The 19,579-nt window shown below is 60.5% G+C and carries 21 protein-coding genes; 16 read left to right on the top strand and 5 right to left on the bottom strand.

Features of this window, described 5'->3' with window-relative positions:
* The 16 genes from nifE to EOA32_RS06780 all read left to right on the top strand — a co-directional run.
* Positions 1 to 1,238: nitrogenase iron-molybdenum cofactor biosynthesis protein NifE (nifE, locus tag EOA32_RS06850; protein WP_128371275.1), on the top strand; the 1,238-nt coding region annotated here is incomplete at its 5' end.
* A gap of 9 nt (positions 1,239 to 1,247) precedes the next feature.
* On the top strand, positions 1,248 to 2,630 hold the full coding sequence (gene nifN, locus EOA32_RS06845) for a nitrogenase iron-molybdenum cofactor biosynthesis protein NifN (RefSeq protein ID WP_128371274.1): 1,383 nt from the start codon (positions 1,248 to 1,250) through the stop codon (positions 2,628 to 2,630).
* A complete protein-coding gene (gene nifX, locus EOA32_RS06840; RefSeq protein ID WP_128371273.1) occupies positions 2,596 to 3,099 on the top strand; it encodes a nitrogen fixation protein NifX in 504 nt (167 codons plus the stop codon). Before nifN ends, nifX begins: the two co-directional genes overlap by 35 nt.
* 12 nt (positions 3,100 to 3,111) lie before the next feature.
* On the top strand, positions 3,112 to 3,591 hold the full coding sequence (locus EOA32_RS06835; RefSeq protein WP_128371272.1) for a NifX-associated nitrogen fixation protein: 480 nt from the start codon (positions 3,112 to 3,114) through the stop codon (positions 3,589 to 3,591).
* Positions 3,592 to 3,618: 27 nt separating this feature from the next.
* Positions 3,619 to 4,404, top strand: coding sequence for a response regulator transcription factor (locus tag EOA32_RS06830; RefSeq protein ID WP_128371271.1), 786 nt, complete (start codon positions 3,619 to 3,621; stop codon positions 4,402 to 4,404).
* 320 nt (positions 4,405 to 4,724) lie between these two features.
* The gene (locus tag EOA32_RS06825; RefSeq protein ID WP_245499183.1) at positions 4,725 to 5,369 is read left to right on the top strand and encodes a universal stress protein; all 645 of its coding nucleotides are present in this window, start codon (positions 4,725 to 4,727) and stop codon (positions 5,367 to 5,369) included.
* Positions 5,370 to 6,741: 1,372 nt separating this feature from the next.
* Entirely contained in the window at positions 6,742 to 7,968 is a 1,227-nt protein-coding gene (locus EOA32_RS06820) for a TlpA disulfide reductase family protein (RefSeq protein WP_128371269.1), read from the top strand.
* 277 nt (positions 7,969 to 8,245) lie between these two features.
* Positions 8,246 to 8,716: a DUF269 domain-containing protein gene (locus tag EOA32_RS06815; protein ID WP_245499182.1), complete on the top strand. Its 471-nt coding sequence runs from the start codon at positions 8,246 to 8,248 to the stop codon at positions 8,714 to 8,716.
* A gap of 27 nt (positions 8,717 to 8,743) precedes the next feature.
* The gene (locus EOA32_RS06810) at positions 8,744 to 8,947 is read left to right on the top strand and encodes a CCE_0567 family metalloprotein (protein WP_128371267.1); all 204 of its coding nucleotides are present in this window, start codon (positions 8,744 to 8,746) and stop codon (positions 8,945 to 8,947) included.
* Positions 8,944 to 9,261: a ferredoxin III, nif-specific gene (gene fdxB / locus EOA32_RS06805; protein WP_128371266.1), complete on the top strand. Its 318-nt coding sequence runs from the start codon at positions 8,944 to 8,946 to the stop codon at positions 9,259 to 9,261. The genes EOA32_RS06810 and fdxB overlap by 4 nt, the downstream gene beginning before the upstream one ends.
* Positions 9,262 to 9,288: 27 nt before the next feature.
* Complete coding sequence (locus EOA32_RS06800; RefSeq protein ID WP_128371265.1) at positions 9,289 to 9,612, top strand: exopolysaccharide production repressor protein; 324 nt, start codon at positions 9,289 to 9,291, stop codon at positions 9,610 to 9,612.
* 304 nt (positions 9,613 to 9,916) lie between these two features.
* Positions 9,917 to 10,930: a 1-aminocyclopropane-1-carboxylate deaminase gene (locus tag EOA32_RS06795; RefSeq protein WP_128371264.1), complete on the top strand. Its 1,014-nt coding sequence runs from the start codon at positions 9,917 to 9,919 to the stop codon at positions 10,928 to 10,930.
* A 935-nt stretch (positions 10,931 to 11,865) separates the two neighbouring features.
* Positions 11,866 to 12,555, top strand: a complete 690-nt coding sequence (locus EOA32_RS06790) for an OmpW family protein (RefSeq protein WP_071072683.1) — start codon at positions 11,866 to 11,868, stop codon at positions 12,553 to 12,555.
* Positions 12,556 to 12,665: 110 nt separating this feature from the next.
* Entirely contained in the window at positions 12,666 to 12,935 is a 270-nt protein-coding gene (locus EOA32_RS39680; RefSeq protein ID WP_245499181.1) for a hypothetical protein, read from the top strand.
* Entirely contained in the window at positions 12,833 to 13,060 is a 228-nt protein-coding gene (locus EOA32_RS39675) for a hypothetical protein (RefSeq protein WP_348632191.1), read from the top strand. Before EOA32_RS39680 ends, EOA32_RS39675 begins: the two co-directional genes overlap by 103 nt.
* A 1-nt stretch (position 13,061) precedes the next feature.
* Positions 13,062 to 14,303, top strand: coding sequence for an amidohydrolase family protein (locus tag EOA32_RS06780; protein ID WP_245499179.1), 1,242 nt, complete (start codon positions 13,062 to 13,064; stop codon positions 14,301 to 14,303).
* A 190-nt stretch (positions 14,304 to 14,493) separates the two neighbouring features.
* Here EOA32_RS06780 and larB read toward each other — a convergent pair whose 3' ends face one another.
* From larB to EOA32_RS06755, 5 genes are read right to left on the bottom strand one after another with little or no spacing between them, the layout of a single operon-like run.
* Positions 14,494 to 15,177, bottom strand: coding sequence for a nickel pincer cofactor biosynthesis protein LarB (larB, locus tag EOA32_RS06775; protein WP_128371262.1), 684 nt, complete (start codon positions 15,175 to 15,177; stop codon positions 14,494 to 14,496).
* Complete coding sequence (locus EOA32_RS06770; protein WP_128371261.1) at positions 15,174 to 15,980, bottom strand: adenine nucleotide alpha hydrolase; 807 nt, start codon at positions 15,978 to 15,980, stop codon at positions 15,174 to 15,176. The genes larB and EOA32_RS06770 overlap by 4 nt, the downstream gene beginning before the upstream one ends.
* Positions 15,967 to 17,265, bottom strand: a complete 1,299-nt coding sequence (locus EOA32_RS06765; RefSeq protein ID WP_128371260.1) for a LarC family nickel insertion protein — start codon at positions 17,263 to 17,265, stop codon at positions 15,967 to 15,969. The genes EOA32_RS06770 and EOA32_RS06765 overlap by 14 nt, the downstream gene beginning before the upstream one ends.
* A 15-nt stretch (positions 17,266 to 17,280) precedes the next feature.
* A complete protein-coding gene (gene larC, locus EOA32_RS06760) occupies positions 17,281 to 17,811 on the bottom strand; it encodes a nickel insertion protein (protein ID WP_128371259.1) in 531 nt (176 codons plus the stop codon).
* Positions 17,811 to 19,547 (bottom strand): hypothetical protein, encoded by a 1,737-nt coding sequence (locus EOA32_RS06755; RefSeq protein ID WP_245499178.1) that lies wholly within the window; start codon positions 19,545 to 19,547, stop codon positions 17,811 to 17,813. Before EOA32_RS06755 ends, larC begins: the two co-directional genes overlap by 1 nt.
* Positions 19,548 to 19,579 lie beyond the last annotated feature (32 nt).

Genomic DNA, 19,579 nt, shown 5'->3' with positions numbered 1-19,579 from the left:
CAACGCTATGGCGTACAAGCTTCACGACCGATCTCACCGAACTCGACGTGATGATGGGGCAGGGCGAGCGGAAGCTTTTCAAAGCGATCCGCGAGATCAAGGAAGCCTACGCGCCGCCAGCAATCTTCGTCTATTCGACCTGTGTGACGGCGCTGATCGGCGACGACATCGAGGCCGTGTGCAAACGCGCGGCCGAAAAGTTCGGCCTGCCGGTGGTGCCGATCAATGCACCGGGCTTCGTCGGCTCCAAGAATCTCGGCAACAAGCTTGCCGGGGAGGCGTTGCTCGACCATGTCATCGGCACGGCGGAGCCTGACGATGCCGGCCCTTACGACATCAATATCCTTGGCGAATTCAACCTGTCGGGCGAATTTTGGCTGGTGAAGCCGCTCCTTGATCGGCTTGGCATCCGGGTGCGCGCCGCAATTCCGGGCGACGCTCGCTACCTCGAGGTTGCGTCAGCGCACCGCGCCCGGGCAACCATGATCGTGTGCTCGACCGCCCTCATTAATCTGGCGCGCAAGATGGAGCAGCGCTGGGACATCCCGTTTTTCGAAGGCTCCTTCTACGGCATCACCGACACCTCTGAAGCACTCCGGCAGATCTCCAGACTGCTCGTGAAGAAGGGTGCGGATCCGGAGATCCTCGGCCGCACCGAGGCATTGATTGCTGAAGAGGAGGCGATTGCCTGGAAGAAGCTCGCGGCCTACCAGCCGAGGCTCGAAGGCAAGCGCGTGCTTCTCAATACTGGCGGTGTGAAGTCCTGGTCGGTCGTCCACGCACTGATGGAGATCGGCATCGAGATCGTCGGCACCTCGGTCAAGAAATCAACGCCCGAGGACAAGGAGCGTATCAAGAAGTTACTCAAGGACGAAAACCACATATTCGAGGCCATGGCACCGCGCGAGCTTTACGCAATGCTCTCAAAACACGAGGCCGACATCATGCTGTCGGGCGGGCGCACGCAGTTTATCGCACTGAAGGCCAAGGTGCCCTGGCTCGATATCAACCAGGAGCGTCACCAGCCCTATGCCGGTTATGACGGCATGGTGGAACTCGTGCGCCAAATCGACCTCGCCATCCACAACCCGATCTGGCGCCAGGTGCGGGAGCCACCACCGTGGGAATGCCAGCTTGCCGCAGGGGACGAACCGCCGAGCACGAAGCGTGAGACCGCGACCGTCCAGGGTTTCAAAAAATTCGCCGGCACGACGGCCGACGATTTCGGCGAGTGTTGAGGAAAGCCGATGGTCCGCATCCTTCCACAGACAAAAGCCGCGGCGGTCAATCCACTGAAGTCGTCGCAGCCGCTGGGTGCAGCCTTGGCCTTTCTTGGGATCGATGGTGCGATGCCGTTGTTCCACGGCAGCCAGGGGTGCACCAGCTTCGCGCTCGTGCTCTTCGTGCGGCATTTCAAGGAAGCCATCCCCCTGCAGACTACCGCGATGGACGAAGTGGCGACGATCCTTGGCGGGGCGGATCATCTGGAAGAGGCGATCCTCAATCTCAAGAGGCGTACAAAGCCAAAGCTGATCGGGGTCTGCACGACGGCGCTAACGGAAACCCGAGGCGAGGATTTCGCAGGGGATATCGCCAATATCAGGCAGAAGCGCGCGGAAGAACTCGCGGGTACCGAGGTCGTGCTGGCCAACACGCCGGATTTCGAGGGGGCGATCGAAGAGGGCTGGGCCAAGGCTGTCACGGCGATGATCGGAAGGATCACGCGGCCCGGCGAGCAGGCGCGGCAATCGAAGAAGATCGCGATCCTGCCCGGGTCGAATCTCACTGTGGCCGATATCGAGCATTTGCGTGACATGGTCGAAAGCTTTGGTCTCGAGCCGGTGATTGTGCCGGACGTCTCCGGCTCGCTCGACGGCACAGTGCCAGACCGCTGGGTCACGACCACCTATGGCGGTACCAGCGTCGAGGACATCCGCGAGCTCGGCACGGCCGAACGATGCATTGTCGTCGGTGAGCATATGCGCCGCCCGGCCGAGCTGCTGCACAGGTTGACCGGCGTGCCTTACACAATCTTCCAGTCACTGACTGGATTGAAGGCCGCAGACCGGTTCGTCTCGCTGCTGTCAGCGATTTCGGGCGCGCCGGTGCCGGCCGGGGTGCGCCGGCGCCGGGCCCAGTTGCAGGACGCGTTGCTCGACGGACATTTCCATTTCGGAGGTAAGAAAATTGCGATCGCTGCCGAACCAGACCAGCTCTACCAGCTCGCGACTTTCTTCGTCGGCATGGGCTCCGAAATCGCGGCGGCGGTCACCACGACCAATATGTCGAAAATTCTGGAGAAAGTACCGGCGGACTCGGTTCAGGTCGGCGATCTCGGCGATTTGGAAGCTCTTGGCGCTGGCGCTGATCTCCTCGTCACCCATTCCCACGGGCGCCAGGCGGCGCAGCACCTTGGCATCCCGCTCATGCGCGTCGGCTTCCCGATCTTTGACCGGCTCGGCAGCCAACACAAGCTCACAGTCCTCTATCAGGGGACCCGCGATCTGATCTTTGAGGTTGCCAACATCCTCCAGGCCAATCGGCATGCGCCGACGCCTGAGGCGCTTGATCCGTTCCGCCACCGAGAAATCCCAGATGAGCTCCGTTCGTCGTCTCTCGCTCGTCACTGACGAGGTTCATGCATCGATGCCGATGCGGCAAGCCGGCGCCTTGCGCGTGGCGATCGCTACGCAAGACATGAAGAACCTCAATGCTCACTTCGGTTCTGCCAAGCGCTTTGCAGTCTACGACGTGACGCGCGAGGAATGGCAACTTGTGGAAGCCGTGGCCTTCGACGATGTTTCCGACGAGAGCGGGACGCATCGCAGCGAGGGCGATGATCGCATCACTCCGAAGGTGGAGGCGCTGAAGGGCTGTCATCTCCTGTTTTGTCTGGCTATCGGCGGACCTTCGGCAGCCAAGGTTATTTCGGCGAAAATCCATCCGATCAAAGTGCCCCAGCCCCAAACCATCCAAGAGGTGCTGTTGCGCACGCAAACGATGCTCAGGAAGGCTCCTCCCCCATGGCTGCGCAAGGTGCTGGGCCAGGCCGGCGTTGCCGAAAAGAAACCGTGCTTCGAAGACGAGGATCTCAAATGAGGAGTAGGCGAAATGCTTGACGCCGTGGTCAGCCCCGATGTCGCCGAGGACGAGGCGGCAATTGCCACCCCGTTCGTCAAATGCCTCGTACGGCTCATCCGCGCTCAGGATTCCTACGGGTCGTGGGAAGGCAAATCGGACGCCGAGATCCTCGGCGACTTTATCATTTCAAAGGAACAGCGCCGTGCGATCCCGATCATCGGCGATCCCGATCCTGACGTCCTGTGGAGGCTCGACATGTTTTACACCGCAGTCGGGCTCGCGATCGAGGAGCGCTCCGGCCTGATGGCATCGCCGATGATGGAGATGAGCCATGAGGGCTTCGGGCGCGTGCTTTTCACGGCCGGGCGTTTGGTCGTTCTGTCGAAGACCCTGCGCGACGTCCACCGCTTCGGCTTCGAGACGTTCTGGAAACTCGCGGCGGCGGGTACGAAACTGGCCGGCGACGCGATCGCGGCCATTGAAGCCTATCCCGAGGTGGCGCGGGCGTGATGGAAGCGATTTTCGGGCAAGGAGATCATGCCGGGCGTTGAAGATATGCCATGGCCCGCCCACCCAACCGAGGCGGTCGAGGCCGATTTGCTTCTTGGGGTAGCGCCGATGAAGCCATTGGTCCTGATCTGTTCGCAAGATGCGGAGTTGTATCTGTTCCTGAGCCACATTCTGGGGGTGGACGGCTTCACGAGTGAGCCGGCCGGCGGCGTGAAGGAAGCAATTGCAGCGGCCGATGAACGAGAGCTCCAGGCCGTGGTGCTGGATTGCGGGCCAGCAAGCGCAACGGGCTCCACAATCTGCGCAACATTCAAGAGCGAGCCCCGCACGGGTGGCCTTCCCGTTATTGCCCTGATTGCCCCCGGCGCCGAGAACCAGCACCTCGATCTCTTGAAGGCAGGCATCGACGAGAGCTTTGTGCGGCCGATCGCGCCGGCCACGCTGCTTGACTGTCTGCGCACGAAGCTGGCGCTGCCGAAGCCGGGTTCAAACGGGGCCGAAAACGGCAGCTGGCTGTGCTGCGGCGGCCTTGAGATGAAGCTCGACGCCTACCGAGTTCGCGGTAATGGCCATGACATCCATCTCGGACCGCTCGAGTTCAATCTTCTGCGCCATTTGCTTGAGGCTCCCGGCAAGGTCTTTAGCCGAGACGAGCTGATCGACGCGGCCTGGCCCAACAATATCCATATCGGTGCACGCACCGTCGACGTCCATATCAGCCGGATCAGAAAGGCGCTGAAGGCGGCCTCGCCCGACAGCGTCATTCGTACCGTCAGATCGGCAGGTTACTCGTTGGAGAAGCCGGATGGCTGAATGGCAGGCCGGTTTGCCATTTCCCATCTCCTTCGCAAGGGCAAGTCTTGTGGCTTCGAAACGCCTGCAGGTACAACATACTCGAAAAGAAGCAGTCCATGGCCTTCAAAAGCGTACTTAGTGTGACGGGAGCTCACCACTCCGATAAGGACGTCACAATAGCTGCCGGCTTATGTGCTGAGGGCGGTGCGAACCTTTCGGTACTTATTATGGGGTCTCCGCCGCTTTGCTGTTCCATGCCTGAGTGGCCAAAACGACATGCAGCGGCCATTGCCAGGCTGGAAAAGCGGTATAGGCAAATCGAGAAATTTTCACACGACATGGCCATTCTGGAAAAGACGTCCAGGGATATTCAAGAACTGCTGGGAGCCCTGTGGAATTGCTATGACGTCGATACCGAATACTGCGATCAGGCCAGCGTCGGCGACGCGGTGCGACAGCGGGCGCTCTGCAGTGACCTGACAATCGTCGGTCCCGCACTGCTCAACGACATCGATCTCGGACCTCTTGTTATCAACGGCAGCTTGTTCGATACCGGAAAGCCGGTGCTCGTCGTACCGAAGGGTGCTGAGGCGACGCTGTCGCCGCGGCGCGTGCTGGTCGGCTGGGATTCTCGCGTGGAGGCTTCCCGTGCGGTTCGGGAAGCGCTGGATTTGCTATCCGGTGCCGAGGAAGTTCGGCTCACATTGGTCGATCCGGAGGTGACCTGCACCGGAAAGGGCACCGAGCCGGGAGCCGACATCGCCGCCTATCTCACCCGGCATGGTGCTCGAGTATCGGTCGACCGGCTGCCGAGCGCCGGCAAGCCGGCGGCAACGGTGCTCGCGCAGCACGCAATCGACACGTCTGCCAACATGATTGTCATGGGCGCTTATGGAAGCCGACGGCTGCGGGAGCGGCTCTTCGGTGGCGTGAGGAGATGGATAGAAGCAAGGCCGCCATTGCCGCTGTTTTTGGCGCGGTGACGGTTCCGAAGGGGGCACCTATGCCGTTCGAAGCTCTGCTTCGCTGGTCGCCTATCCTGATGCTCCAAGTCGGCCAAGGTCGCGGCAAACGCGCAGGTTTTCGCGGAGCGCCTCGATACAATTTACAAGCGCCTCGGCCCGAGGCATCCCGCACGTCTCCAGTGTGCCCTTAGGATGGCTTCTGCTCGCTTGAGAAGATCCGTGAGCGGAACTTAACGGCCGCGCCGACGTACTGGGCTTCTCATTGCAGTCAAATCTCAAGGGTTCGCAGGTCGGCGTCAGGTCGAAAACGAGAATCCTTTCGACGCGGGCACGCCGTTCGGACCCACATCGGCACCGCATGGGCGAAATCTTGGATCACATCGCCCTCACTATTGGGTTGGGGCTGGACAACGCAATCATAGTACCGCATGGCCAAGACCCTCGACTTCGACTGTGGACTGTCGGGACCTTGCCGGATTGGGCGGCAAGCGATGGTGTCAATCATAATGTCATTGGCTGAGATGGTAGAGCGGCGAGAACCGCCGCATCTTCAGTGTATTCAGTCGGACCCGGGCCGACCTGCGTGGCGGCCGAATGGTCCTGGGCTGATCAAATCCCCGCAATGCTCCCATTCGCACCTGGGCGGGCACTGTGGCGCCCCGGGCGCCGGAAACACACAGGGTAACACAAGGCAGGAACGCCGCAGAGTTCACCGGCCGGCACCAGCACTCCTGGCCAGTGACGATCATCATGGTCAATCTAACAATGGCGGCATTGGCGATGGCGTAGTGGCGGGCCGCAGTTGGACCATCGTCGTCGTGCAGGACGGCCATGTCACCAGCCGGGAAATTCAATCGCAAGGCGGCGAGTGGACACAGCAGGCACGCGCATGGAGCGGCCCATTGCAGTGGCGAATGCCGAGTTCCGCTACCGCCTGAGGGACCGTAACGGCACAAAGCTCAACCCAATGGGCGAAGCGGGACGATGATGACAAGCCTGGCGATAGCCGACGCAGTCATGATGTCCACCGGCTCGTCCCTTGGCCGGCATACATGTTGGTCTATGGCCAAGCTCTGCTGGCGGCGCGCAAGCGCAGCGCGTGACGCGTGGCCGAAACCTGACAACGGCGGCAAACATGTCGGGTTCATTACAACCGGCCATCTTCATCGCGTGGGTTCTCAAGCGAAATCACCCGTTACTGCACGCTGAGCGCACTGGCACACCCTTTGCTAGTGGAGATGCGGCAACACTGGATGCGGCAAGACTGAGTAAACGCTCAATGCGCGCAGACGCGCGAGACGAGTGATGCTCGCTTTCCTTCAACCCGTGTGCTCCTCGCCAAGAGGGAAACAAAGTCGCGCAACCTTTGGCAATAGCCTTGGAGAGTAACATGGCGTTGCAAATGGAGTCACAGGCTCCCCCGATCAAGGTCGAGACCTGGCTGCGTGGCGAGCCGCTTGCGCGTTTCCAGCCCGGCAAAGTGTACGTCGTCGAGTTTTGGGCGACTTGGTGCGGACCATGTGCGGCGGCGGCGCTCCAACTGGTGCAACTGCAGGAGAAATACAAGGGAGCCGGACTTGAGGTCGTCGGAGTCGCGGCCGATGAAGACGCTTCCGCGCCCGTTGAAGCCCGAGCCAAGTTGGGCGCGTGGTTGGCCGAAAAGTGCCCGGATCTGAACTATCGGATCGCGTTCGACCCTATAGGTGAAATGAACAAGCTTTGGAGGGAGCCCAGCTTTTCGGTCGGAATTCCGACCTCGTTCGTGGTCGACCGGGACGGCCATATCGCCTTTATCGGTCATCCGAGGCAACTCGCTGAGGTTTTGCCGAAGGTGCTGAACGGCAGTTGGCGAACCAGCGATGAAGCGAAGGCCGCCGACACGGCACGGATCGCCAGAAATGGCGCAGTAGCGCGCGAACAGGCGTTGAAGAAGCCGATCAATGACAGATTCTGGGCGGCGATAAAGATAGAGGATTGGAAGACGGCGCTCTCGGCGATCGAAGAGGGCATCGCTTTGGTGCCGGACGATATCAGTTTCCGCCTGGCTCATGTTCATCTGTTACTTCACAGAATGCACGACATGCAAAAAGGCATGCCCGTCATGCGCCAATTGGTTCGCGACGCAATCGATAGAAACTCCGAGAACTGGATGCTTGCAGCGCTAGGCCAGCTCTTCGGTCCGGCGTGCGACCATTCGCACTTTCCATCTGCTGAGCGCTTCGCGATGGGCAAGAAGCTGTCCGAACACATCCTGGCACTCAACCCCCCGCAAGGCGACGGCCCCAAGTTCCGGTCCTATCCGGCGGTCGCTAGATACTATTACGACAGCGGAAATAAGGATCGCGCGATCGCGTTGCTTAAGTCAGCACTGGAGTCGCTTGACAGTCCGGAGCTTACTCCGGACGCCCTGAAACAGCACCTTCTACCGGATTTGCTGCAGGCCCTAGCCAGCTACAAGGGCGGGAGGGCCGTTGCAGCGTTCTCTACGCGGCTCTGCAAAACATTTTCCGGACGGCACCAAAGCGCAATCGGCCGGCGAAAATACATAAAAAGGGGCGTCAATCTGAATGTTTACTGGCCAATTCGCCCGTTTACCTGGCGTGACCGCAGCAAGTAGGCCCCATGCAGCACCGGGTGGATCGTTTGCGGCAGGTTCAAAGCTCGAATTTTGCGATGACCCGCGGCCGCACAAGCGCGCAAGTGATGTTGGACGCGAATTCTCGCCGTGGTGGAAGGCTTCGCGGTCGAAGACGCCTCCAAGACCGCTCGCCGGGACATCAATTGCTTGGAATTGCACGCTCCGAGCCGGGCATCGGCCGCGCACGTGTGCCCGAGCTAGGCGTTGCCGGAAAAAGAAATTCGAGGAAGAGGCCTGAAATGGGGAGAATATGAAATTGCCCGAAGCCGCGACCTGCGCTGCTATCAACGAGGACGAGGCGGCCCTTGCCACCCCGTTCGTCAAATGCCTCGTGCGGCTGATCCGTGCTGAGGAGTCCTACTGCTTATGGGAAGGCAAATCGGACGCAGCGCTGCTGGCCGGCTTCATCGTCACCAGGAATAAGCGCCGCGCGATCCCTGGCATGGGCTATCCCGATCCCCACGCGCTTTGGAGGCTCGACATGTTTTACAGCGCCGTCGGGCTTGCGATCGCGGAGCGTTTCGGCCCGGTGACATCGCCAATTGTGGAGGCCAAACCCGTGAGACCTCTGGGCGCGGGCTTTTCGGTGCCGGACGTTGGGTCGTTCTGTCCGGACATCCACCGGTTCGGCTTCGAGACGTTCCGACAACTTGCGAAGGCCGGTACGAGACTGGTCGACGATGCGACCGCAGACACCGAAGTCAGTACCGACGTCTCGCTGGTATGATGGAAGCCGTTTTCGAGGAAGGATTAAATGTCAAACCTTGAAGAGCTGCAGAAGAAGGTCCGCAAGTTGCAGTCGCGTGCGGGAACCGCGAAGATGGAATTGCACGACCTTGCCGAAGACCTCCCGGTCAACTGGACCGATATCAAGGTGGTTGCCGAGAGAACATTCGCCGTTTTTGCCGAGTTGGACGCTGCCAAGAAAGATCTCGCCGCATCGGAGACTGCGCGATGACGAGCGCCTTCGTCACCCGCGACGGCTCCAAATGGATGCCGAAATATCTCACCGCTATCGATGGCACGATCTGCATAGGCTGCGGACGCTGCTTTAAGGTTTGCTCGCGCGAGGTCATGCACCTTTACGGCGTCGATGACGCAGGCGAAATCCTCGGCCCCTGCAACGACGAAGACGACGACTTCGATGGCGAGCTCAATCGCATGATCATGGTCGTCGACTACGCAGGCCGCTGCGTCGGCTGCGGAGCCTGCGGCCGAGTCTGCCCGAAGAACTGCCAGACACATGTTGCCGCCGACAAGGTCGCTGCATGACGTGGCGAGAAAACCAGGAGAACGGCGTTGTCCTTCAGAATCTTTTATCGCGCTTTTTGGGTAATCCTGTGCAGCAACGCTTTGGCTGTCTACTTTGCGTCTCATTCCATCCGCACGGCAATCGTCACAACGCTGGCTTGTTCGCTGCTCCTCCAAATAGTCTATTTCGCAAGCGTGCTCTTTCTGATCTGGCGATCTGGCGGCCCTAGCAAAACTGGCCAAAGGGCTGAACATTTCGGAGTTGCGACGCAGTCGGAATATCAGCTGCCAGACAATGATGAGGTGGTCAGGAATAAATCTTCCGATGCGGCTCCGGTCTTTCCGATGGGCGGCATATCGCTGCTCCACTGAGGCGCGATGACGAGATCAAAGTCAGATTTATGCCGGTTCAAATCAACCGTGAACATCGGGTGGATCTTTCAAGGAATGCTATGCTTTGTGCGGTCGACGGCGACGGCATTCCGTCGCTCCAATCCCGGCGACGCAGTTTTGGTGCGACAGGCCATTGGTAGGGACGCCGGCGTGGCCTTTGCTTGTCGGGACGGCGAATGAGGCGCTGGAATGTGACGAAGCTCTTCTAAGAGGTCGGACAGCGCACCCCTTAAGCTGATGTGTATAGCAAGTCTCGGCTCATTCACGCATCGCCGGAGAGAACATGCTGGAAAAGTTCGAACGCTATCCGCTTACCTTTGGACCGACGCACATCGAGAAGCTCGATCGGCTCAGCAAGCATCTGGGTGGAAAGGTGGAAGTCTACGCCAAACGCGAGGACTGCAACTCCGGACTCGCGTTTGGCGGAAACAAGCTGCGCAAGCTCGAATACATCATCCCCGACGCCATCGCCTCAGATGCCGATACGCTTGTCTCCATCGGCGGCGTCCAGTCTAACCACACGCGAATGGTCGCCGCGGTCGCCGCCAGGATTGGCATGAAATGCCTCCTGGTTCAGGAGAGCTGGGTTCCACATGAGGATGCCGTCTACGATCGGGTCGGCAACATTCTCTTAAGCCGCATCATGGGAGCAGAAGTGCATCTGGTCGACGAGGGCTTTGACATCGGCATCCGCCGCAGTTGGGAAAAGGCGCTCTATGAGGTCAAAGCAAGGGGCGGCAGACCCTATGCGATACCAGCTGGCGCGTCCGTTCACCCGTATGGTGGCCTCGGCTACGTGGGGTTCGCAGAGGAGTTGCGCGCTCAGGAGAAACAGCTTGGGTTTGCATTTGACTTCATCGTCGTTTGCACGGTCACGGGCTCGACGCATGCCGGAATGATCGTCGGATTTGCCAATGACGGTCGACATCGCAACGTCATCGGTATCGATGCCTCTGCCACTCCCTCGCGAACCAAGGCGCAAGTGCTGGATATTGCCCAAAATACAGCGGAGCTCGTCGATCTCGGAATGGAACTGGTCGAGGATGATGTGGTGTTGCTCGAGGAGTACGCTTACCCATGTTATGGCATACCGTCCCCGGAAACTAAGGATGCCATCCGTCTGTGCGCGCGGCTCGAAGGTATGATCATCGATCCCGTTTACGAAGGCAAATCGATGCAAGGAATGATCGACCTGGTCCAGAAAGGCTTTTTTGCCAAGGGATCGAGGGTTCTTTTCACGCATCTCGGCGGTGCGCCTGCGATCAACGGCTACGGTTATACCTTTCGAAACGGCTGACCCGTACGGTCAGCTGCGACCCGGCTGGGAGTCGCCGCGACGGCTGCCGAGCGCGGAGCTAGTGCATCTAGAGCGATCGCCGCAGCCGTTGATATCGCCACGAACCGCAAACACTTGGCGACGCTGGCGGGCAGCGCCCAAAATTCCAGGACCGCTTTGGGCCCGGCATCTGGAAGGTTACTCGACGGCGGTCACTCGGCCGCGGCGGGTTTGCCGATGAGATCATGAAGGCAAGAAGAGCGCTGGCTAGGGCGTCCCTGAATGGGATGTGTCTCCGAGTTTCCATCGCCCGAGTGCGAGGTGGATCATCGCGCGGCCAACACCATGTGAGAAATCCAGCGCCAGCCGGTGCTGGACAGTTCGCTCTGCGGGCCATCTCGTGAGAGAGCCACCACATTGAATTGACGTGCGGCCTTATCTTCTCGATCGCGTTCGAAGAGAGCTTCCAACATGGCGTGGCCGGCTGGGAGAAAGATCACACGATCGACATGACCATGCTAGGCCGGATCAGTGCTAGCGCGCTAATAATAGAAATTGCGATCACCTCAAGCCTCAAGCCTGATTGGCAGGCCAAACACTCTCGTGAGACATTGAAGTTGGGGATGGAAGAGCCCACCTCGCATGACCAGCATCGCGACCACCTCGTGAGGTATTGTCTCGTTCATCCTCTGCCAATGGGTCGGGGGTAGCTCTCGCGTGCTTTCGGTCGTTAGTCCGTTTGTGCAAAACACGACAATATCGGCTCGAAACACGACAATATCAGCTCCGAGGCACGAGTGTGTCGGAAGCGAATCTTGCGGTTTCCCAATGTCTCTTTTCGTTGGCACGACAAATGCAGTGCTCTTCGCAGACGTCTGTATCAGCGCGTGATGAGAAATCATCCCGCGCGCGCAAACGACAGAGTCTACGGTTATCAGATACCAGGAGAGAACATGATGACAAAAGTGCGGATGATTGCGGCGCAGGGTGCGATGGCGCTCATCGTCCTTATGGGGGTGGGTCAGCAGGCTTTAGCGGCAGACCCTGCGCAACGTTACATCGCACAGGACCAGGGAACAGTGGAGGCGTCGAGCCCGTGGCAGATCCGCGTGCGCGCGTTGGGAGTGAAAACCAACGATTCAGGTTACGTCGGCGGGGTCGCCGGTTCCAATCTCTCCTATTCAGACACCGTGACGCCAGAATTCGACATCTCCTATTTCTTCACCGAAAACATCGCTGCCGAACTCATACTCGCCACTACCTACGCCAACGTTGATGGCACCGGAGCAATCGGCGCGCTGGGGAATGTCGGCAAGGTATGGATACTGCCACCCACGCTCACGCTGCAGTATCATATCACCGACCTCGGGGCCTTCCGACCCTATGTCGGCGCCGGCCTGAACTACACCGTCTTTTACAATCAAAGTGTCGGCAGCGCCGATGCTCTCCATGTGAAGAACACGTTTGGTGCCGCGCTGCAGGTCGGCTTCGACTACATGCTGGATCAGCACTGGGGGGTCAACGTCGATGTCAAGAAGCTTTTCCTGGAACCAGATTTTACCGTCAAAGTGGCCGGCACCGATCTGAAAGGCAAGGCCAAGCTAGACCCCTGGTTGATTGGTGCAGGCGTCACTTACCGCTTCTAACAGGTCGGCGATCCTTCGGCTCGATTTTAAAAGCGGCGGAAACGCCCAATGAAAGACTTGAGGGCAGACCGGATCCCGTCCAGGCTGTTCTCAACCTTACGCCGTGCAATATGGGCGAGCACCTCATTCGTAGGTGCTCGGCCCGGCCTATATGCTCGGCCTTCGATGACGCAGACCATATTGCGGCAATAGACAATATCGTGCGCAAGCTCACACACGAAGGCAAACATCCGTTTTCGGTCGGCTTCTTCTTTTTGCTGGGCGCAGCATCGTCGTTGTGGGTTACGTGGTCATCGCAGCCACCGGGAACCAGCTTCACGTCTCCCACGACATTGGTGGCGTCATCGGCACATCGATTTCTGCACTGTTCCTGCTGGTGATTGGATTTGACAACCTGCTTGTCCTGACAGGCATTTGGGCGGCGTTCTCGCGAGAGCGTCCGCCACACGCATATCTCGTTCACACCCCGCCAGCACAAAGAATGAGGAACCATGCCCGCGGATGATTTGATCCTGGCCAATGCCAGGATACTTGACGGGAACGGCTTCGCCGGGACGTCGGAATCGTGGCTGCGCATCGCGGATGGCGTGATCGCGGAAATCTCCGAGAAGCCGATCTCCTCAAAGGCGGCGCGCACAATCGACCTGAAGGGCCGCACCCTGATGCCGGGGCTTATCGACTGCCACGTCCATGTGACGGCGATCACCGTCGACCCTGGCCGCACGGCGATGCTTCCGGACGTGACGGTCGCCTTCGGCGCGGCGCGCATTATGAAGCAGATGCTGATGCGCGGCTTCACGACGGTGCGTGACGTCGGCGGAGCGACGCGGCCGCTGGCCCAGGCTGAGGAAGCCGGCCAGATCGAGGGACCGCGTCTTGTCTTCTGCGGCAAGGCGCTCTCCCAAACCGGCGGTCACAGCGACTATCGCGGCTTCGTCGATAACCGCAGCGCCGAGTCCCAGACCTACCGTCTCGGCGCGATGGGCCGGGTCTGCGACGGCGTCGACGCCGTTCGTCACTCTGCCCGCGACGAAATCCGCCAGGGGGCTCAGTTCATTAAGGCGATGGCTAATGGCGGCGTGTCGTCGCCGACGGATCCCATCAACTTCCAGCAGTTCTCGATATCAGAGCTGGAGGCCATCGTCGAAGAGGCGGCGAACGCTCAGACCTACGTCTCCGCGCATCTCTACACCGACGAGGCGATCTCGCGTGCGGTGCGGTGCGGTGTGCGCTCGGTTGAACATGCCAACTTGATCGAGCCGGCGACAGCGCGCCTCATGAAGGAACGCGGCGCTATCGCCTGCCCCACACTGGTGGCCTACGAAGCGCTGCACAAGGATGCCAAGGCGCTGGGCCTGCCGGATGTGTCCGTCGCGAAGCTCGACGACGTCCGGCTGCGCAGCCGAGGCTCGCTCGAAATTCTCCAGAAGGCCGGGGTGACGATGGCGTTGGGCACCGATCTCCTGGGCGAACTGCACAAGTACCAGTCCGACGAATTCACAATACGCGCCGAGGTGTTGCCGCCGATCGAGGTGATCAGGTCCACGACGTGCTATGCGGCCGAGTTGCTGCGCATGACCGGCAAGGTCGGATCGCTCCAGGTCGGCGTCTTCGCCGACCTTATCGCCGTCGACGGTGACCCGCTGGAGAACATGTCGCTGCTCGGCGGCCAGGGCGACCACCTATCCCTCATCGTGAGGGCCGGACGCGTGGTAAAGAACACCATCGACGACAATGGCTGTCCTTAGTAGAACCGGCTGGCCGTTGACAACAATCCAAGCCCAGATTCAGGCCACGATAGTTACGATGATCAGAAAACCATAAACGGTGGCGATCTTTGCCTTCGCGCGAAAAGTTGGTCGTCGAAAAGACTGCAGGAGAGACCTCCCTGAGCTTCTGGACAAATTCACAGTCGGATCATGCAACGGCGCAACCTCGTCACACAGTCGCAGCGGCTGCGGCTCGGCGGATCATATTTAGAGCCCGGAATGCGGCACATGCCGCGCCGTACCCGTTGTCGATGTTTACGACCGCAAGTCCGGGTGCGCAGGAAGCGAGCGCTGCGTGAAGGGCGGTTTCTCCTCCGTTCGAAACCCCATATCCGGTCGAGGTGGGCAGGCAGATGATCACGCCGGGCACGAGCCCACCAAGCACGCTTGGAAGGGCGCCATCCATTCCGGCGACCGCCACAATGACCGGAAAGGTCCGCAATTCGTCGACACTCTCCAACAAGCGCCACAGGCCGGCCACGCCGACGTCGATGAATTGCTTCGTCGCGGCGCCGAGATAGGTGAGCGTTCGCGTGACTTCGGCCGCCTGCGGCATGTCCGAGCTGCCAGCCGACACCACCGCGATCCGAGGCAGTTCCAGTTCGCCAGCAGGGGTCCAGTTCAGGTAAGCTGTCCTCGAGACGGGATCGTAATCCAGCCTTTCGCGATAAGTGGGCGCCATGCGGGCGAAGACATCGGGTTCGAGGCGGGTCATCAGGCACCGCGCGCCATGCGCCAACACCCGGTCCATGATTACGGTAAGCTGGGGATCGGACTTACGAGCGCAAAGGATGGCCTCATCGAAATCCAGCCGCTCAGGACGCTGAAAGTCCAATCTAATCTGTTCGTTCATGCGCTTTGTTCCCGCAAGAAGGCGCTGCCCCGGACGTAGGCCTCGAAATGGACAGGTCGCGAACCGCCGAAAGCCTCAGCGATTCTGCGGGCCAATTGAACGCGCCCCTGATCGGACAGGCGCGACAGGGTAGCTTCATCTAGTTCGACAATGACCCCCGTCTGACGGACGCGGCAGCGAACGGTGTCCGGCGAGAGCTCGCGGCTGACCAGCATCTCGACCTGATCGACGGCGCGCAACACCTGAGGTTCGATCCGGAGGGCCGTTTCGATGCGGCTTGAAAGGCAGGGTGCCGAAGGCAATTCGGCGAGGTCGTTCAAGCCATGCGCTGCCGCCATCGCCCGCACGTCGGCCTTGGACATGCCGGCCTCGACAAAGGGGTGGCGTACGCTATTGGCCTCGGCTGCCTGGAGACCGGGCCGCCAGTCGCAAAGATCGTCTGTATTCGTGCCGGAAAAGATCTGCGCTTTCGAGAGGGACGACAGCACGCCGTAGAGATTCGATTTGCAAAAGAAGCAGCGATTGGAAGGGTTGGCGAGATAGCGTTCGTCCCTAAATTCGCCGGCGTCGATGACCCGAAGGTTCCAACCATGGCGCGCCGCATAGTCCCTGACCCGTTCGGTCGCGCTGACCGGGACCGCGGCCGAGGCGGCGTGGAACATGGTCAGGTCTGCGCCCAACCTAAGGTGCGCCACGAAAGCCAGAGTCATGCTGTCGACCCCGCCGGAGATGGCCACAGCCGCGGGACGGGCGCTGTCGAACACCGCGTCGAGACGGCGCAAGAAGGCTTCAGTGGTCGTCATGGCTTTTCTCCAGCGCCTCTGCCTCGGCGCTGCGGCGCAACTCAGACCGGGCTTTGTGGCTCTGACGAAAGGCTTCCACGTCATCCATCTCTACCTTGGCAGTCGGCCCGCCGGGGCGATAGGCTAGCTTCACGCGTACTCCATCGCCGGTTGTGACCGCTCGCCGCGGCAGGATGGTGCGCGCCTCCGTGCGGCTGCGCAGGCCAAGCGTCGTGGTCTGTCGGAAGCACAGCGCACCGATTGCCTCGATTGCATCGGGGCGTGTGAGGACCTGAACAGAGGCCATCATCCGTCCCTTCTTGCCGAAGACCGGCGACTGGGTCACGTCGATGACGCCTTCGGCTGCACGAATTTGATCAAGGCCCGCCGCCAATTCCTCGCCGGTCTGGTCGTCGATTTCAAACTGGATGACACCGACGCGATCCTGCACTGCGGCTTCAGCCGTGAAGGCCAGAACGCGAAGCACATTGCTCATGCCGGGGAGGCGCCGCGTGCCGAAGCCGATGCCGGTGCGATCGAGCACATGGGGGGAGGAGCCGATACTGGTCGAGGGAGAGAGATAGCGCAGGATAGCCGCTCCCGTCGGCGTGATGCGTTCGCCCACGCGACCGTCGTCATGAAAGGCAAATCCGCGCAGCAATAGGGTCGTGGCAGGAGCTGGAACAGGCAGCCGGCCGTGGTCAGTCTCCACCCAGCCGCGCCCGAGCGGGAGCGATCCGACCGACCAGCTTGCTTCGCCCACTGCGTCGACTAGTGTCGCCGCGGCTACGATGTCAGCGATCGAATCCCAGTTGCCGACTTCGTGAAAGGTCACGTCATCGACATCCCTGCCATGAACCGCGGCCTCGGCCAGGGCGAGCTCATGGAAGATCGCGATGGCTGCGCGCTTCACAGTCTCGTCCAAGCGGCTTCCCTCAAGCCTTGCACGAAGGTCACGCCAATGAGTGTGATGATGGTGGCCGTGGTGCTCGTCATGGACGTGCTCATGGTGATGTTGGCCATGCCGCTCGTCATGGCCATCATGCTCGTGCGCGTGCCCATGAGCATGGTGACCGCAATGAGGTCGGGCGGTGGCCGGTTCGGAGCCCATCTTCGTGACATCGAAGCGGCTGCCGGTCAGCACGCCGTCGTCATGCGGCCGCACCGCAGCCTCTACGTCGTCTTCCAGACCGGCAAGACGAAGGTTTTCTTGCACGATTTCAGCCAGATCGGGCCAGGCGTCCAAAATCGCGGCGACAAACATATCGCCGGCAATGCCGCCCAGGACATCAAGATGAATATGCATCGGGCCTTCCATCCTTTATCGGCCCGCAAGCTGCAGACCAGACAGATCGACGCGCAAGGTCTTGCCCGGCTCAGTCGATCCAATGGTGGTCTCAATCGCCCCCTTCAGCACTGCCACTGATACCGGCAGAAGGTCTCTCATCTGCGCGGATATGGCGACAAGATCGTCGTGTTCGGCCTTAGCCCGCATGAACATCCCCTCGTTAAGGATGCGTTTGAGGCGCAGTGGAAAACTGGTCTCGCCTCCCGCCCATTTCAGTTCGAGCTGCGTCCGATAGCGTCGGATGTCGAAGTGCTTGTGTTGGGATTCGAGAACCCGGTAGCCCCAAATCCCCAGATCGCCGACGAGAAGGGAGGCGAATTCCGGCTCGTCCTCCGCGTTGATGTCGACCAACAGTACGTAGGCTGGACGGCCTTTCTTGCCCAGGCTGGAAAGGAGCTGGACATTCTTGGCGCCCATCTCGGTCATCTTATCGATGACATGCCCGAGCAACTCGCCCGGCGCATCATCGATCTGGGCCATAAGGAGGATGACGCCGCCTGCCATCAGAGCGCCATGGATTCGACAGCGACTAGCGCCGCGGCCTCCGCCTTGGCCTTCGTACCGGGAATACCTGCGGAAATCAGGCCTGCTGACTGCGCCTCGCTGGCGGCGTCCGAAGCGTTCATCTTGCCCATCGCGGCAGCGACCACGGCGGGGATTGTGACGTTCATGATCACATTGCCAGCGAGCAGCAGTTCGCTTGCGATCGGCGCGAGCGCCGTCAGGAACGGCGCGCGTTCCTTACCGATCCCCTGCGCCACTTCCGGAATGACGGCGTTGATGATGCCTTCCATGTGAATCGTCTCGTCGCCGACGGTCACTTCGGCATCAAGCGCCGGATCGAAGGCAAGCCAACGTGCAGCCATCTTGCTCGAGCGCCGTGCTCCCTTGCCGATCTTGGTGAAATGAACCTTGATATTGGTGCCCTTTAGTTTGCTCAGGAATTCCGAGCCGCGTGCCTCCACCAGAAGCTGACGTTCTTCGTCCATCGCGCGGACGATTTCGCCGACGCTCCTGCCGGCCATCAGATCGTCATAGCTGCGCGCCGCGCGGGCATGCAGAGCTTTGGTGACCATGGGAGTGGAGGACATGATCAGCGCTTCGGTCACCGGCCCGTTACAAATCTGGGTCGCCTTTCGGGCAACGATGTTCATCGCCATCATTGCGGTCTCCGGGTCGAAGCTGAAGCCGAGCCGTCGATCGCGCAAAGCCCGCGCCACGCTCTGTTCCGTCGAGCCGTCTTGCAACAGGCACATCAGCGCGATGACCGCATCGCCGCAGACGTGGCCGAGCGGAGGATTGACTGGGCCGGCACCCGCCCCGCAAATCCCCTCTTCGAACACCGAAATGATTTCATCCAGCGCCATGAGGCCGATCACAGTGGGTCCGCCGATGTCCTTGAGGATCAGGCCAAGATCGCCGATCAGCCTTGCTGTCTCGACTTCCTTGCCGGTGATGCGGACATGCACTTTCTCCGGCAGGCCGGCAGTACGAACGGCCGATCTTCCGGCCACGAACGCACTGGTGACCTTGCCATAGGGCCCGTACTCTTCCGCCACGTCGGCGTCAGGGTGGATGATCTCCAGGATCGCTGCCGCGCCGAAAAGTGCGGAGAGGAATTTCTGGCTGGGCATGCCGGCACCGGACATGGCGTCCATCATCGCCTTGGTCCCGATAGCCGCGCCCCGTTCGGCCATGCCGGGGAAGATGAAATCTTCACCGAGGGCTCCGTGGCCGACCATGACCCCGCCGCCAACGCCTTCCGGGATGTCGCGGCCTTGAATCGGCGAGAGCTCTCCCCTCATCATCGCCTCATAAACCGCAGCAACGGCCGCGAATCCCGAGATCTTGTTGTTCATTTTGGCCGTGGGCACTGCCGCAAGGCCTGAGCGGCTCACCCCCGCAATCATCCGCGCAGAAGAACCGAGCTTGCGGTTGCCGGCGGGGATGCCAACTTGTGCATTGGCTCCGCATAGATAGAGGAGCGTTGCTGCGATCAGCGCTGCATTCGCGCCGTCAGCACCCGCTGCCTTAGCAACCGCAATGCTCTTCGCCAGGAGGTCGTCAATAGGCTGGCGAACCGCATCGGCGAATTTGACCTCCGGGCTCACGCCACGACGAAGTTCAGCGGCGATTACGTTGCATGCAGCAACGACCGGAATGGTGAGCATCCCGTGCCCGCCGGTCAGTGCCTCGACGCGGTCGCTGGTCAGCCAGCCGGGATTGGCATTGGCAGCCATAACCGACGCCAGGATGACCCTTTCCCGTTGTG

Origin of the sequence: Mesorhizobium sp. M1A.F.Ca.ET.072.01.1.1, from assembly GCF_004023325.1 — a bacterium.
Lineage (GTDB): Bacteria > Pseudomonadota > Alphaproteobacteria > Rhizobiales > Rhizobiaceae > Mesorhizobium.
This window is presented reverse-complemented; position numbering and strand designations above follow the sequence as displayed.